Source organism: Streptomyces sp. NPDC016469 (assembly GCF_040632905.1).
In the GTDB taxonomy this organism is placed as follows: domain Bacteria; phylum Actinomycetota; class Actinomycetes; order Streptomycetales; family Streptomycetaceae; genus Streptomyces.
The window spans coordinates 136,444-152,711 of sequence record NZ_JBEYCQ010000008.1; the positions used below are offsets into that span (position 1 = coordinate 136,444).

Here is a 16,268-nt window from a genome sequence, read left to right on the forward strand (position 1 = left end):
ACGCGGTGCCGCGGATGAAGCGGGACCGGGGCACCATGGTTCGATGCGCGACGACGGGACGACGGTGATCGGTGCCCTGGTGCACCGCGCCGTCGAGGGCGACGCGCAGGCCACCCATGACCTGCTCGCCCACGTCCACCCGCTCGCCCTGCGCTACTGCCGGTCCCGGCTGAACCGGCTGCCCGGTGACGCCCGTCACTTCACGGAGGACCTGGCGCAGGAGGTGTGCGTCGCCGTCCTCATGGCGCTGCCGCGCTACAAGGACACGGGCAGACCCTTCGAGGCCTTCGTCTTCGCCATCGCCGGTCACAAGGTGGCCGACCTCCAGCGCGCCGCGATGCGGCACCCCGGCTCGACCGCGGTGCCCTCCGACGAGATGCCGGAGCGCCCCGACGACTCGCTCGGGCCCGAGGAGCGCGCGCTGCTCAGCAGCGACGCCGCCTGGGCCAAGAAGCTCCTGGCCAACCTCCCGGAGAACCAGCGCGAACTGCTCGTGCTGCGCGTCGCCGTCGGGCTGACCGCCGAGGAGACCGGGCAGATGCTCGGCATGTCCCCGGGCGCGGTCCGGGTCGCCCAGCACCGGGCGCTGAGCCGGCTGCGGGCCCTCGCGGAGCAGTGAGCCGAGCGGTGGGCCCGGTGCCTCGGAGACGTACGCCACTGCCGTAGAAAGCTACAGAAACTGCGGGTGATCTTGCTCGTGGAATGAGACGCCTCCCGAGCCCGTTAGCATGGACATCCGCACCGATCAAGGCCATTTGGGGAAGGTGTCATGACTGCAAACGTCGACGGAGTGCCCGAGAAATTCGCGACGCTCGGGCTGACATACGACGACGTGCTGCTGCTGCCGGGCGCATCCGAAGTGCTGCCGAACGCGGTCGACACCTCGACGCTCATCTCGCGCAACGTCCGCGTCAACATCCCGCTGCTGTCCGCCGCCATGGACAAGGTCACCGAGGCCCGCATGGCCATCGCGATGGCCCGGCAGGGCGGCGTCGGCGTGCTGCACCGCAACCTCTCGGTCGAGGACCAGGTCAACCAGGTCGACCTGGTCAAGCGGTCCGAGTCCGGCATGGTCACCGACCCGATCACGGTCGGCCCGGACGCCACGCTCGCCGAGGCGGACGCGCTCTGCGCCAAGTTCCGCATCAGCGGTGTCCCGGTCACCGACCAGGCGGGCAAGCTGCTCGGCATCGTCACCAACCGCGACATGGCATTCGAGTCGGACCGCTCCCGCCAGGTGCGCGAGGTCATGACGCCGATGCCGCTGGTCACCGGCAAGGTCGGCATCTCGGGCGTGGACGCCATGGAGCTGCTGCGCCGCCACAAGATCGAGAAGCTGCCGCTGGTGGACGAGGCGGGCCTCCTCAAGGGCCTCATCACCGTCAAGGACTTCAAGAAGGCCGAGCAGTACCCGAACGCGGCCAAGGACGCCGAGGGCCGGCTGCTCGTCGGTGCCGCCGTGGGCGCCAGCCCCGAGGCACTGGACCGCGCCCAGGCGCTGGCCGAGGCGGGCGTCGACTTCCTGATCGTGGACACCTCGCACGGCCACAACAGCAACGCGCTCAACTGGATGGCCAAGATCAAGTCCGCCGTGAGCGTCGACGTGATCGGCGGCAACGTGGCGACCCGCGACGGTGCCCAGGCCCTGATCGACGCCGGCGTGGACGGCGTCAAGGTCGGCGTCGGCCCCGGCTCCATCTGTACGACCCGCGTCGTCGCCGGCATCGGCGTCCCGCAGGTCACCGCGATCTACGAGGCCGCGCTGGCCGCCCGTGCGGCGGGCGTCCCGGTCATCGGCGACGGCGGCCTCCAGTATTCCGGCGACATCGGCAAGGCGCTCGCCGCCGGCGCCGACAGCGTGATGCTGGGTTCGCTCCTCGCGGGCTGCGAGGAGTCCCCGGGCGAGCTGATGTTCATCAACGGCAAGCAGTTCAAGTCGTACCGGGGCATGGGCTCGCTGGGCGCGATGCAGTCCCGCGGCCAGGGCCGCTCCTACTCCAAGGACCGGTACTTCCAGGCCGAGGTGGCCTCGGACGACAAGCTCGTCCCCGAGGGCATCGAGGGCCAGGTGCCCTACCGCGGCCCCCTCGCCAACGTGCTGCACCAGCTCGTCGGCGGCCTCCGCCAGACCATGGGGTACGTGGGCGCCGCGACCGTGGACGAGATGGAGAGCAAGGGCCGCTTCGTGCGGATCACCTCGGCGGGCCTCAAGGAGAGCCACCCGCACGACATCCAGATGACGGTCGAAGCACCGAACTACAGCAAGAAGTAGCGCGACGGCGCAGGTGAGGGGCGGACCGGGGTTCCCGGGGCCGCCCCTGGACCGGCGGCCGCATGGGGGCGGCGTCGCGGGGCTGGGCACGCGCTCCCCCAAGCTCTCGGCTTCGCTCGAGCAGGGAGGGGCCCCTCCGGCGTTGTCGTCAATCACCAACGCTCCGCGTTGGCTCAATCCTCCGCCTTGCGGCTGCACGCACCCAGCCCCGCTCCTTCTTCCGACCCCCATGCGGCCGCCGGTCCGGTGTGTGTCGGGGATACTGGACAGCGCAGACGCAGAGGGAAAGGCCACACATCGTGACTGAGATCGAGATCGGGCGCGGCAAGCGCGGCCGCCGGGCATACGCATTCGACGACATCGCCGTCGTCCCGAGCCGCCGGACCCGCGACCCGAAGGAGGTCTCGATCGCCTGGCAGATCGACGCCTACCGCTTCGAGCTGCCGTTCCTGGCCGCCCCCATGGACTCCGTGGTGTCCCCGCAGCACGCCATCCGCATCGGCGAGCTCGGCGGCCTCGGCGTCCTCAACCTGGAAGGGCTGTGGACCCGGCACGAGGACCCGCAGCCGCTGCTGGACGAGATCGCGCAGATGCCCGTCGAGTCGGCGACCCGCCGGCTCCAGGAGATCTACTCCGCGCCGATCCAGGAGGAGCTGATCGGGCAGCGCATCAAGGAGGTGCGCGACTCCGGCGTCGTCACCGCCGCCGCGCTCTCCCCGCAGCGCACCGCCCAGTTCTCCAAGGCCGTGGTCGACGCGGGCGTGGACATCTTCGTCATCCGCGGCACCACGGTCTCCGCCGAGCACGTCTCGGGCGCGGCCGAGCCGCTGAACCTGAAGCAGTTCATCTACGAGCTGGACGTCCCGGTGATCGTCGGCGGCTGCGCCACGTACACCGCCGCCCTGCACCTGATGCGTACCGGCGCGGCCGGTGTCCTCGTCGGCTTCGGCGGCGGCGCCGCGCACACCACGCGCAACGTGTTCGGCATCCAGGTCCCGATGGCGACCGCCGTCGCCGACGTGGCCGGTGCCCGCCGCGACTACATGGACGAGTCCGGCGGCCGGTACGTGCACGTCATCGCGGACGGCGGCGTCGGCTGGTCCGGCGACCTGCCGAAGGCCATCGCCTGCGGCGCGGACGCCGTAATGATGGGCTCCCCGCTGGCCCGCGCGACGGACGCGCCGGGCCGGGGCCGGCACTGGGGCATGGAGGCCGTCCACGAGGACGTGCCGCGCGGCAAGCTGGTGGACCTGGGCTCGGTCGGGACGACCGAGGAGGTCCTGACCGGCCCCTCGCACACGCCGGACGGCTCGATGAACATCTTCGGCGCGCTGCGCCGGGCGATGGCCACCACGGGCTACAGCGACCTCAAGGAGTTCCAGCGCGTCGAGGTGACGGTCGCGGACTCCCAGCACCGCCGCTGAGTTCGTTCGTACGTACGCCGGAGGGCCCGGACCGCAGCCGCGGTCCGGGCCCTCCGGGTTTCGCTACGCGCCCTTGCGCGCACCGGCGACGGCGCCGACGGCGCCGAGGGCCAGGAAGAGGTAGTCCTTGAAGTCGGCCGCCTCGCTGTACGCGTCCGTGAGGACGCCGAAGTGGTCGAAGAAGATGCTGGTCGCCGACTCGTGGGCAAAATCCGAGAGAGCGATCGAGATGCCCACGAGCTGGCCGAGGTACACGGCGCCGATGGAAAGCAGGGCGCTCACGACGGTCACGGCGGGGTTCGCGCCGCCGAGCTTGCTCGCCGCGAAGCCGACGAGGAATCCGACGCCGACCGCGATGTAGCCGATCTGGTGATCGGACTTGCCCAGGATGAAGCCGTAGATGAGCGCGCCGACGACGGCCGCGACCACGCCCGCGCCGAGACCGAGCGCGATGTTGTTGCGGGCCGGCGGGGCCGGGGTGAACGGCGCGGGGCCGCCGCCGAACGGGGCGCCGGGCTGCTGGCCGGCGAACGGGTTGCCGCCCTGGGGCTGGCCGTAGGGCTGGTTCGGCGGTGGTACGGGCTGGCTCATGCTGGGTTCTCCCCCTGGGGACGTCTACGCACTGCTGTGCGAGGAGTGACGCCGCAGGCTAGCAGTCGGTTCCGACATCGGCCCACCGAAATCCTTGGGGGGACTGGGCTGAGGGCCCGTCATCAGAGCCGGTGGGCGGCTCCGGCGGGGGTCGCGCCCCGGGTGTCCAGGAGCAACTGCGCCTTCACGGCGAGGCCCTGGAGGTCGTACGTACGGTGGTGCTGGAGCAGCACCGTGAGGTCCGCGCCGGCGGCCGCCTCGTAGAGCGAATCGGCGCGGGGGACGGGGAGTTGGCGGACGCGCCAGTCCAGGACGTGCGGGTCGTGGAAGCCGATCTGGGCGCCCATGTCCATCAGCCGGGTGGCGATCTCGCGGGCGGGCGACGCCTCCTGGTCGGCGAGGTCCGGCTTGTAGGTGACGCCGAGCAGGAGGATTCTCGCGCCGCGCACCGCTTTCCCGTGTTCGTTGAGGAGGGTGGCGCAGCGCTGGATCACGTACTGCGGCATCCGCTCGTTGATCTCCTGCGCCAGCGAGACCATTCGCAGCGGCGGGCCGGGGGTGCGGTGGTGGTACGGGAGATGGCCCGGGTCGACCGGGGCGCCGTGGCCACCGACGCCGGGGCCCGGGCGGAAGGGCTGGAAGCCGAAGGGCTTGGTCTCGGCGCACCGGATGACGTCCCAGAGGTCGACGCCCAGATCGTGGCAGAGCATCGCCATCTCGTTGACCAGGGCGATGTTGACGTACCGGAAGTTGGTCTCCAGGACCTTCGTCATCTCGGCCTCGCGGGTGCCCCGGGCCCGGACCACCTTGTCGGTGAGCCGGCCGTAGAAGGCGGCGGCCGATTCGGTGCAGGCGGGGGTGAGGCCGCCGATGACCTTGGGGGTGTTGGCGTAGACATGGGTGCGGTTGCCGGGGTCGAGCCGGCTGGGGGAGTGCGCGAGGTGGAAGTCGCGCCCGCCGCGCAGCCCCGAGCCCTCCTCCAGGATCGGGAGCAGGAAGCCCTCCGTGGTGCCGGGGGGCACGGCCGATTCGAGGAGCACGGTGGTGTGCGGGCGCAGCCGGGCGGCCAGGGCGCGGGCCGCGTCGGCGACGGCGCTCAGGTCGAGGGTGCGGTCGGGACCGAGCGGGGTGGGCGCGCAGATCACGGCGGTGCGGACCCGGCCCAGCTCGGCCTGGTCGGTGGTGGGCCGGAAGCCCAGCGAGAGCATGCGGCGGATGTCGGACGCCGGCAGCGATCCCTCGACCGGGGCACGGCCCGCCGCGACCTCCGCGAAGGCCCGGGGGTCGGTGTCGTAGCCGATGGTCTGGATACCGGCGTGGACGGCGGCCTGGGCGAGAGGCAGGCCGAGGTGACCGAGTCCGATGACGGCGAGGTCTGCAGGCACTGGGTGGGCCGTCCTTCCCTTAAGACCAGGAGACAGAAAGCGCAACCGCTGTGGACAGCGCTATGTCAGGTTAGGCGTAAATATGACCTATATGTCGCATTGTGAGGCCCTTGTCGTCGGGGTGTTGTCCACAGGCGGTGGCTGAAGTCGCGCAGCGCGGACAGAATCGATCTGTGGGCACGGGCGCCGAACGCATGGTCGGGGCCGCGATCCGTGCCGGACCACCCCGAGCAACCGGGAGGCAGCGGTGAGGACAGCGACACTGGGACCCGCGGAGCGCGCCGAGGCGCTGGCCGCCATGGCCGAACGCGAACTGGACGTGCTGGTCGTCGGAGCGGGCGTGGTCGGCGCCGGGACGGCGCTGGACGCGGTCACCAGAGGGCTCTCGACCGGTCTGGTCGAGGCGCGTGACTGGGCATCCGGCACGTCGAGCAGGTCGAGCAAGCTGATCCACGGCGGCCTGCGCTATCTGGAGATGCTCGACTTCGCCCTGGTCAGGGAGGCGCTGAAGGAGCGCGGGCTGCTGCTCGAACGGCTCGCCCCGCACCTGGTGAAGCCGGTGCCCTTCCTCTACCCCTTGCAGCACAAGGGCTGGGAGCGGCTGTACGCCGGTTCCGGCGTCGCGCTGTACGACGCGATGTCGGTCTCCTCGGGGCATGGCCGGGGCCTCCCCGTGCACCGCCACCTCTCCCGCCGCCGGGCCCTGCGCGTCGCGCCGGCCCTGAAGCGGGAGGCCCTGGTGGGGGCCCTGCAGTACTACGACGCCCAGATGGACGACGCCCGCTATGTCGCCACCCTGGTGCGCACCGCGTCCGCCTACGGCGCGCAGGTGGCGAACCGGGCCCGGGTGACCGGCTTCCTCCGGGAGGGCGAGCGCGTCGTCGGCGCCCGTGTGGAGGACGTCGAGGCGGGCGGTGAGTACGAGGTCAGGGCCAAACAGGTGGTCAACGCCACCGGCGTCTGGACCGACGACACCCAGTCGCTGATCGGCGAGCGCGGCCAGTTCCACGTACGGGCGTCCAAGGGCATCCACCTGGTCGTCCCCAAGGACCGCATCCACTCCTCGACCGGCCTGATCCTGCGCACCGAGAAGTCCGTGCTCTTCGTCATCCCCTGGGGCCGGCACTGGATCGTCGGCACCACGGACACCGACTGGGACCTGGACAAGGCCCACCCGGCCGCCTCCAGCGCCGACATCGACTACCTGCTGGAACATGTGAACGCGGTCCTGTCGACGCCCCTGACCAGGGACGACGTCGAGGGCGTGTACGCGGGCCTGCGGCCCCTGCTGGCCGGTGAGTCGGACGCCACCAGCAAGCTGTCTCGCGAGCACACCGTCGCGCATCCGGTGCCGGGCCTCGTCGTCGTCGCGGGCGGCAAGTACACGACGTACCGGGTGATGGCCAAGGACGCCGTGGACGAGGCGGTGCACGCCCTCGACCAGCGGGTCGCCGACTGCGTCACCGAGGACATCCCGCTGATGGGCGCCGAGGGCTACCGCGCCCTGTGGAACGCGCGCGCCAGGATCGCCGCCCGCACCGGCCTCCATGTCGCCCGGGTGGAGCACCTGCTCAACCGGTACGGCTCGATGACCGAGGAGGTCCTGGAGCTGATCGTCGCCGACCCCGCGCTGGGCGATCCGCTGCCCGCCGCCGACGACTATCTGAAGGCCGAGATCGTGTACGCCGCCTCGCACGAGGGGGCGCGTCACCTGGACGACGTACTGACCCGGCGCACCCGGATCTCCATCGAGACCTTCGACCGGGGCACCCGCTCCGCCCGGCTCTGCGCCGAGCTGATGGCGCCGGTCCTCGGCTGGGACGCCGGCCGGATCGACCGCGAGGTCGAGCACTACGAGAAGCGGGTCGAGGCGGAACGCGAGTCGCAGCGCCAGCCGGACGACCTGACGGCGGACGCGGCCAGGCTGGGGGCACCGGACATCGTGCCGCTGCTGTGACCCCGGATCAGGCCGGGGCCGGGCGGAACTCCGCTTCCGGGAGCCCCGGTTCCGGCGTGTCGGAAGGGCCACCAGGACCCGGCACCGGGGCCGGTCCCGGGGTAGGGGACAATGAACGCTCTGCCAGGGCGGGTTGATCGCAGAGGGGACGCATGTCGGAGGCGGAGCAGGCACGGGAGCCCCAAGGGGACACGGACGGACGTCTCCTGGCGGGGCGGTACCGGCTGGGGGAGGTGCTCGGCCGGGGCGGTATGGGCACGGTCTGGCGTGCCATTGACGAGACCCTGGGCCGCACGGTGGCGGTCAAGGAACTGCGGTTCCCCTCGGCCATCGACGAGGAGGAGAAGCGCCGCCTCATCACGCGTACGCTGCGCGAGGCCAAGGCGATCGCGCGCATCCGGAACAACGGCGCGGTCACGGTCTACGACGTCGTGGACGAGGACGACCGGCCGTGGATCGTCATGGAGCTCATCGAGGGCAAGTCGCTGGCCGAGGCGGTCCGCGAGGACGGTGTCCTGACGCCGAAACGGGCGGCCGAGATCGGCCTCGCCCTCCTCGACGTGCTGCGCTCCGCGCACCGCGAGGGCATCCTGCACCGCGACGTGAAGCCGTCCAACGTGCTGATCGCCGAGGACGGCCGGGTCGTGCTGACCGACTTCGGGATCGCCCAGGTCGAGGGCGACCCGTCGGTCACCTCCACCGGCATGCTCGTCGGCGCCCCCTCCTACATCTCGCCGGAGCGGGCGCGCGGCCACAAGCCGGGACCGCCCGCCGACCTGTGGTCGCTCGGCGGCCTGCTGTACGCGAGCGTCGAGGGCTCCCCGCCGTACGACAAGGGCTCCGCCATCGCGACCCTGACCGCCGTCATGACCGAGCCGCTGGACCCGCCGAAGAACGCGGGCCCGCTGGAGGAGGTCATCTACGGGCTGCTCACCCGGGACCCCGAACAGCGGCTGGACGACGCCGGGGCGCGTGCCCTGCTCAACGACGTCATCAGCTCCTTCGAGCAGCCGGAGCGCCCCGCCCCGGCACCCGCCGACGCCACGCAGGTGATGGCGCTGCCCAAGGGCGTCGCCGACGCCGAGCCCGGCTCCGGTGACGCGGGCGAGGGCACCCGCGACCGGCTGCGCGGCGCGCTGCGTTCCGTGCGCAACGCCCGGACCACGCCCGCCGCCCCCGTCACCGCACCGCCCGTCCCGGCCCGGCCGACCCCCGCCCCCGGCGCCGCGTCCCCCTCCGGGGCCGTACCGCCGCAGCGCCCGGCCTCCTCGCCGGTCACCGCGCCCCGGGCGTCCCTCACGGACGTGGTCCCGCGCCGCACCCTCGCGATCATCGCGGCCGTCATCGTGCTCGCGGTCCTCGGTACGGTGCTGGCGCTCACGCTCGGCGGCGACGACAAGCCCGACGACTCCGGCGCGAAGGGCACCGGCGCCTCCGCCCCCGCCGGGTCGCCGAGCGCCTCGGACGGCTCCTCCGACGCCGCACAGGGCGACAGCGGCAAGGAGCAGGGCGCCGGCCAGGGCGAGGACAAGGGCAAGGGCCAGGGCCAGGACGACGACGCGGACAAGCAGGGCGAGGACGGGAAGAAGGGCGGCAAGGCCGAGGACGCCGTGCCCGCCGGCTACCGCACGGTGACCAACAAGCGGTTCCACTTCTCCATCGCGATGCCCAAGGGCTTCCGCTTCGACACCACCTCCGGCCAGGGCGCCGGCGCGATCTACAACGCGGACGGCGGCTTTCCCCGCCTCCAGGTCGACTACACCTCGTCGCCCGGCAACGACGCCGCCGCCTCGTGGAACTCCGCCCGGGGCGGGGTCGCCGCCTCCAGCACGGACTACCACCACCTGGGCATCCAGAAGGTGCAGTACAACGGCTATCCGACCGTCGCCGACTGGCAGTTCGAGCGCAAGCAGCACGGGCAGCGGGTCCGGGTGCTCAACCGGGGCTTCAAGGTCGACGGCGACCACGGTTACGCGATCATGATCAGCTGCAAGACAGACGAGTGGGAGGGCAAGGAGTGCCGGACGCTGCGGAAGGCGGCGTTCGACTCGTTCAAGCCGGTCGACTAGCCGGCCGGCGGCGGGATTCGGCGCGGGCGCGGCGCAGGTTGCGCCGACCCGGCCGCGCGGTCGCCGCTTGCCACGTATGGTGAGAGCCCGGAGACCGTACGCAGCCGAAACACGCAGTCAATTGCACCGCAAGCGACTGCGATCGACCCATTCGGTGCGGTCTTTGTGACCGGGGGACAGCGCGCTCTGGGGAGGCGTCGTGGACGACTACGCGGGTCGGGTGCTCGCCGACCGCTACCGCCTTCCGCTGCCTCCGTCCGACGCGTACGAACTCGCGGAGACGCGGGCCTTCGACACCTACAGCGGGCAGGAGGTCCTGGTCCGTCAGGTGCCGCTGCCCGAAGTCGTGGACGCGGAGTTCCTGGAGGGCGACGGCCGGACGTCCGCCGCGCCGCGCACCACCCGGCGGCCCGCCGACCCGGCCGTGCGGCGCGCCATCGAGGCCGCCCAGGCGGCGGCCCAGGTGCCCGACCATCCGCGCCTGGACCAGGTCTTCGACGTGTTCGCGGAGGCCGGCTCGCTGTGGATAGTGAGCGAACTCGTCGCCGCCCGCCCGCTCGCCGCGCTGCTCGCGGAGCGCCCGCTGAATCCGTACCGGGCCGCCGAGATCGGCTCCGACGTGCTCACCGCGCTGCGCGTGCTGCACGCGCACGGCTGGACCCACCGCAACATCACCGTACGCACGGTGCTCGTCTGCGACGACGGGCGCGTCGTCCTGACCGGACTCGCCGCCGGGGCGGCCGAGGAGGCGCTGTGCGGCTACAGCCCGGTGCCGCGCCCCGACGACGAGGAGCCGGCCGAGGACGGCTTCGGCGGCCCCGCCGTCGAGACCGGCCCCACCGGCCCGTACGTGCCGCCCGCCGGCCTGCTGCCCGCCTCCCGGGGCCCGGCGGCGATCGAGCCGGGCCCGTACGGCTCCGAGGAGGGCCCCGAGCCCCGGCCGGTGCCGCCCGCCGGGGTGCCGGTGCCCGCCCCCGGGGCGGACAGCGCCGCGCGCGCCCGGGCCGGAGCGATCGCCGCGTACCGCGCGGGCACCCGAGCCGCCGTCCGCCGGGGCGAGGAGGAGCGCCGGGGGGCGGCGCTGCCGCCGGGCCGGGACGAGTGGGCACGGGACACCGCGCCGTCGGGCCCCGCCGCACCGGGACGCCCCCGCGACGACGCGTACGACGACGACGCGTATGACGACGCGGACGCGGCGCCCTGGAGCGCCCTGCCGCCGGCGCGGGACGACGCGTACGACGACGGCCCGGACGAGCCGCGCCCCGGCACCCCGCCGCGCCCCCGCCCCGAACTGCCGCAGCTGCCCGGCGGCTGGGTGCGCGACCCGGACGCGCCGGGGCCGTACGACGCCCGCCTCTACGACGACGAGGACGACGACGAGGACGACGGCCCGCCGCCCCGCCGCCTCCACCTCACCGGCACCTGGGACGACGGACCCGCCGCCGGGCGCCCCGTTCCCGCGGGCGGCTCCGGCGGGGACGCGCTCCGCGCCGACGCCGCGCGCCGCGGCACGCCCCCGGGCCGGGAGGCGTACGGCCCCGAGGCGCCCGGCCGGGACGCCCACGAGCCGTACGGGCCCGACGCCCCGGCTCCCGGGGCCGCCTCCGGCCGCTGGGACGACGAGGACGACGAGGACCCCGGCGCGTCCGGGTATCGCGGACCCGCCACCGCGCTCGCCGCCGAGCGGGCGCGGCAGGCACGGATCGCCGTGGTCGGCGCGGTCACCGAGCGGTGGGCGCCCGAGCAGGCCGGCCCCGTGCACGGTAACTGGCAGCTGGCGCCGCCCATCGGGCCCGCCACCGACCTGTGGGCCCTCGGCGCGCTGCTCTTCCGCGCCGTCCAGGGGCACGCGCCCTACCCCGAGGACAACGCGGCCGAGCTGGTCCAGATGGTGTGCGGCGAACCGCCCGCGTTCGCCGAGGAGTGCGGGCCGCTCCGGCCGGTCGTGGAGTCGCTGCTGCGCCAGGACCCCACCGAGCGGCCGGACGTCGAGGAGCTGAGCGGCTGGCTGCGCTCCCTCGTACGGTCGGCGCCGGAACCGGAGGCCGGGTTCGACGTCGTTCCGCTGCCCGCGGAGGACGCCACCCGGCTCCCCGTCGTCCGCAGGCGTGGCGAGCTCGTCCGCAAGCGGCGCTTCCGGCGCGGCGGAGGGACGCACGCCCGGCACCGGCAGACCCGGGACGCCGTGGACCGCACCGCCGTCACGCACCACGAGCCCCGGCTCAAGGAGCCCCGCCGGCCCCGCGAGCCCCGCGAGCCACGGGAACCCCGCGCGCTGCGGCAGGGCGGCCAGCCGCGCCGGCTCGGCCGGACCCTGCTCGTCCTCATCATGCTGGTACTCGTCGCGGCGATCGCGTACGCGGTGCTGTTCATGCCCAAGTCCGGCGAGGACGAGGGCACCGGCGCCGCCCCCTCCCGTGCCGCCTCCGCACCACCCGCGTCCACGACGCCCGAGCCCACGGCGAGCGCGTCGAAGAAGCCGTCCGCGCCCGCTTCGTCCGGGGCGCAGAAGCCGCAGACCAGCCGGTCCGCCGCCGCGCTCGCCCCCGGGTACACGCTGCGCAAGGACGCCGAGGGCTTCGAGGTCGGGCTGCCCAAGGGATGGCAGCGCAGCCCCGCCAACGCGGAGCGTCAGATCCGCTACGGCAGCGACGGGTTCAGCGTCCTCATCGTCCCCGGCCGCGACACCGCGAAGGCCAACGGCAGCGACCCGCTCGACTACCAGCGGGACAAGGAGCCGGAGCTGAAGCCGTTCCGCGACTCCAGCTGGTCGTCGGCGAGCGGCCTGCGGCGTACGGACGTCGGCCGACAGGCCATGGCCGAGGGCCAGTTCACCTGGCAGGACACCAACGGCCGGGAGGTGTACGTCCGGAACCTCGTCATGCTCGTCGGCGGGCGGTACCACATCCTCCAGGTCATCGGCCCCGAGGACGAACGCGACCGGATCACCGAGATCTACCAACAGGCCAGCGTGTCCTACCGCGTGACGGGCTGACATACGGGATCTGCATCACAGTGCGGTCTCGTGGGCGATGCGAGGTTCCATGGCCGCGCGTCCGCTCCGTAACCTGTCTTCCGAAGCAACGGGGGACACAGGTGGACCGATCACAGAGCACGGAAGCGGGGCTGTTGCTGGCCGGGAGGTACCGGCTGGGCGACGTCCTCGGACGCGGCGGCATGGGGAAGGTGTGGCGCGCCCACGACGAGGTGCTGCACCGCACGGTGGCCGTCAAGGAGCTGACCGCCGGGCTGTACGTGGCCGAGTCGGACCGGATCGTGCTGCACCAGCGGACCCAGAAGGAGGCCCGCGCCGCCGCCCGGATCACCCACCCCGGCGTCGTCACCGTCCATGACGTGGTCGAGTACGACAACCGGCCGTGGATCGTCATGCAGTACGTGGACGGACCGTCGCTCGCCGACCGGGCGAAGGAGTCCGGCGGCGAGATCGAGGCCCGCGAGGCCGCCCGCATAGGGCTGCACGTGCTGGGCGCGCTGCGCGCCGCGCACGGGGCCGGGGTGCTGCACCGGGACGTGAAGCCGGGCAACGTGCTGCTCGCCCGGGACGGCCGGGTCCTGCTCACCGACTTCGGGATCGCCGCGATCGAGGGCGACTCCACCATCACCAGGACCGGTGAACTCGTCGGCTCCATCGACTATCTGGCACCCGAGCGGGTACGCGGCGGCGACCCGGGCCCCGCCTCCGACCTCTGGTCCCTGGGCGCCACGCTGTACACGGCCGTCGAGGGGCGCTCGCCGTTCCGCCGGACGTCCCCCATATCGACCATGCAGGCCGTCGTCACCGAGGAGCCGCCGCCGCCCGCCCGGGCCGGGGCGCTCGCCCCCGTCATCATCGCGCTGCTGCGCAAGGAGCCGGACGAGCGCCCGACGGCGGAGGAGACCGAGCGGATGCTCCTGGAAGCCATGGAGGGCCGCGCGCCCCGGGCGGCCCAGGCGTTCGTCCCGACGCAGCACGTCTCCGAGGAGATGCTGCGCGGGGGCACCGCCCGGCTGCCCCACCCCGGGCCCGCCGTGCCGCCCGCGCCAGGACCGGCCCCCGCCCCGGCCGCCCGCCGCAGCCGGTGGCGCACGGCGGTCCTGGTCGTCGTCCTGGCCGCGGTGCTCGGGGGCGGCGCGGGGATCGCCGCGATGCTGTACGCGCACCGCACGGAGGCGGCCGGCACCGAGGACGGCTCCACGGCCTCGCACGGCAACCGCACCCCGGGACCGGTCACGCCGACACCGGCCCCGACGCCCACGCCGAGTCCCTCGGGCTCGCCGTCGGTGGACACCGCGACGCAGCAGGTGCCGGACGGCTGGCAGCGCGTCGTGGACCCCTCCGGCTTCAGCGTCCTGCTGCCGGAGGGCTGGAAGCGCGTGGTGAACGAGACCAACATCGACTACACCCCCGACGGTGGCGTGACCTACCTCCGGGTCAGCACCGACCCGGCGCCCGATTTCGACCACCCCTACGACCACATGGTCGAACTGGAGAAGCAGCTGAGCACCCGGCTGCCGGACTACCAGCGGCTGGAACTGAACAGCAACGTCTACCGCGACCACGTCGGCTCCATCTGGGAGTTCACCTGGACGGAGAAGAACGGCGAGGCGCGGCACGCCATCGACCAGATGTACTTCGCGCAGGACGGCGGCCCGGAGTACGCGCTCTACATGACGGGCCCCGCCGACGACTGGGACAACACCCGCGACCGGTTCAACGCGATCCTGCGCAGCTGGCGTCCCCCGACGGATAGCCCCTGATCAGGGCTTATGCCGCCAGTGATCACTGGCTGGGTCGACGGGGGTGTGGCGGGACTCCGGGAGAGCCGGTGAAAAGGTGTTACCCACGGGTACCCAAAGCCTTCCCGCCGACGTACTCTCGCCCTCATGACGGACTCGCAGGCCCCCACGTCCCCCGCCGCCGGCACGGTCGGCACCAACCCCGTGGCCGCCGCCCCCGCGGGCGTGCGCACGGCCGCCGATGTCGTGACGCCCGAGGTGGTCGCCCGCCTGACGCGCGGCGTCACCGGCTCCGGCCGCACCGCCAACCACACGCCGTTCACCGGCGAGAAGCTGGCCGACCTGCCGGAGTCCACCCCCGAGGACGTGGCCGCCGCGTTCGCCCGCGCCCGCGCCGCCCAGCCCGCCTGGGCCGCCCTGCCGGTCCGGGCCAGGGCCGCCGTGCTCCTGCGCTTTCACGACCTGGTCATCAGCCGCCAGTCCGAGGTGCTCGACCTCATCCAGCTGGAGACCGGCAAGGCCCGGCTGCACGCCCACGAGGAGGTCCAGGCGGTCGCCGTCGCCGCCCGGCACTACGGCCGCAAAGCGTCCGCGTATCTGAAGCCGAAGCGGCACACGGGGGTCGTGCCGACGCTCACCAAGGTCACCGAGCTCCGTCAGCCGCGCGGTGTCGTCGGCCAGATCGCCCCCTGGAACTACCCGCTGGAGCTGTCCGTCGGCGACGCGCTGCCCGCCTTCGTGTCCGGCAACGCGGTGGTGATGAAGCCCGACACCGAGACCGCGCTCACCGCCCTGTGGGCGCGCGACCTGCTGATCGAGGCGGGGCTCCCGGCCGAGGTCTTCCAGGTCGTCCTCGGTGACGGGCCGGTCGTCGGCCCCGAGGTCGTCAAGCACGCCGACTACGTCTCGTTCACCGGCTCCACCCGGACCGGCCGCGAGGTCGCCCAGGGCGCGGCGGCCCGGCTCGTCGGCGTGTCCCTGGAACTCGGCGGCAAGAACGCCATGCTGGTCCTGGCGGACGCCGACGTGGAAAAGGCCGCCGCCGGCGCCGTCCGCGCCTGCTTCTCCTCGGCCGGCCAGCTCTGCATCTCCATCGAGCGGCTGTACGTCCACGAGTCGGTCGCCGACGACTTCGTGGAGCGGTTCGCCGCCCGGACCAGGGCGATGCGGCTCGGCAGCGCCCTCGCGTACGGCGCCGACATGGGCTCGCTGGTCGGCGAACGGCAGCTGGAGACCGTCAGCCGGCATGTCGCCGAGGCCGTCGAGAAGGGCGCCACGCTGGTCGCCGGCGGGGTCGCCCGCCCGGACATCGGCCCGCTCTTCTACGAGCCGACGATCCTGGACGGCGTCGAGGCGCCCATGGCCGTCTGCACCGAGGAGACCTTCGGCCCGGTCGTCTCCGTCTACCGCTTCCGCGACGAGGACGAGGTCGTGGAGCTGGCCAACGCCACCCCGTACGGCCTCAATTCGAGCGTCTGGACCAAGGACGGCCGGCGCGGCCACCGGATCGCCGCCCGGCTGCGCACCGGCACCGTCAACATCAACGAGGGGTACGCCCCCGCGTACGGCAGCGTGCAGTCCCCGATGGGCGGCATGAAGGACTCCGGTCTCGGCCGGCGCCACGGCTCCGAGGGCATCCTCAAGTACACCGAGGCCCAGACCGTCGCCCAGCAGCGGCTGATCCCGCTCGCCCCGTCGTTCGGGATGGACGACGAGAAGTACGCGGCGTTCATGACCCGCAGCCTGAAGGCGATGAAGGCGTTCCGCCTGCGCTGAGACCCCATCGAGAGCCGCCCCCCCGCACCACTTCTGTCCTTTTCGTACCGAGGAGTG

The 16,268-nt window shown here is 73.1% G+C and carries 10 protein-coding genes; 8 read left to right on the forward strand and 2 right to left on the reverse strand.

The window, feature by feature from the left end:
• Positions 1-43 precede the first annotated feature (43 nt).
• The 3 genes from ABZ565_RS11630 to ABZ565_RS11640 all read left to right on the forward strand — a co-directional run bounded on the left by ABZ565_RS11630 (position 44) and on the right by ABZ565_RS11640 (position 3,696).
• Positions 44-619, forward strand: coding sequence for a sigma-70 family RNA polymerase sigma factor (locus ABZ565_RS11630; protein ID WP_361023754.1), 576 nt, complete (start codon positions 44-46; stop codon positions 617-619).
• Between the two features lie 150 nt (positions 620-769).
• A complete protein-coding gene (guaB, locus tag ABZ565_RS11635; protein ID WP_361023757.1) occupies positions 770-2,272 on the forward strand; it encodes an IMP dehydrogenase in 1,503 nt (500 codons plus the stop codon).
• Between the two features lie 299 nt (positions 2,273-2,571).
• Positions 2,572-3,696 (forward strand): GuaB3 family IMP dehydrogenase-related protein, encoded by a 1,125-nt coding sequence (locus tag ABZ565_RS11640; RefSeq protein WP_161207219.1) that lies wholly within the window; start codon positions 2,572-2,574, stop codon positions 3,694-3,696.
• A 63-nt stretch (positions 3,697-3,759) separates the two neighbouring features.
• On the opposite strand, the gene ABZ565_RS11645 is transcribed toward ABZ565_RS11640, so the two are convergent.
• Together ABZ565_RS11645 and ABZ565_RS11650 are read right to left on the reverse strand one after the other, a co-directional pair.
• Positions 3,760-4,287: a hypothetical protein gene (locus ABZ565_RS11645; protein ID WP_361023761.1), complete on the reverse strand. Its 528-nt coding sequence runs from the start codon at positions 4,285-4,287 to the stop codon at positions 3,760-3,762.
• Positions 4,288-4,409: 122 nt separating this feature from the next.
• Positions 4,410-5,672 carry a nucleotide sugar dehydrogenase gene (locus tag ABZ565_RS11650; protein ID WP_361023764.1) on the reverse strand — a complete coding sequence of 421 codons (1,263 nt, stop codon included), beginning with the start codon at positions 5,670-5,672 and terminating at the stop codon, positions 4,410-4,412.
• Positions 5,673-5,919: 247 nt separating this feature from the next.
• Between ABZ565_RS11650 and ABZ565_RS11655 the strand changes: the two genes are divergently transcribed.
• The 5 genes from ABZ565_RS11655 to ABZ565_RS11675 all read left to right on the forward strand — a co-directional run bounded on the left by ABZ565_RS11655 (position 5,920) and on the right by ABZ565_RS11675 (position 16,211).
• The gene (locus ABZ565_RS11655; RefSeq protein ID WP_361023767.1) at positions 5,920-7,629 is read left to right on the forward strand and encodes a glycerol-3-phosphate dehydrogenase/oxidase; all 1,710 of its coding nucleotides are present in this window, start codon (positions 5,920-5,922) and stop codon (positions 7,627-7,629) included.
• 152 nt (positions 7,630-7,781) lie between these two features.
• Positions 7,782-9,698, forward strand: a complete 1,917-nt coding sequence (locus tag ABZ565_RS11660) for a protein kinase (RefSeq protein ID WP_361023770.1) — start codon at positions 7,782-7,784, stop codon at positions 9,696-9,698.
• 199 nt (positions 9,699-9,897) lie between these two features.
• On the forward strand, positions 9,898-12,693 hold the full coding sequence (locus tag ABZ565_RS11665) for a protein kinase (protein ID WP_361023773.1): 2,796 nt from the start codon (positions 9,898-9,900) through the stop codon (positions 12,691-12,693).
• A 101-nt stretch (positions 12,694-12,794) separates the two neighbouring features.
• Positions 12,795-14,456 (forward strand): serine/threonine-protein kinase, encoded by a 1,662-nt coding sequence (locus ABZ565_RS11670; RefSeq protein ID WP_361023776.1) that lies wholly within the window; start codon positions 12,795-12,797, stop codon positions 14,454-14,456.
• Between the two features lie 126 nt (positions 14,457-14,582).
• Positions 14,583-16,211, forward strand: coding sequence for a succinic semialdehyde dehydrogenase (locus ABZ565_RS11675; RefSeq protein WP_361023779.1), 1,629 nt, complete (start codon positions 14,583-14,585; stop codon positions 16,209-16,211).
• Positions 16,212-16,268: the final 57 nt, after the last annotated feature.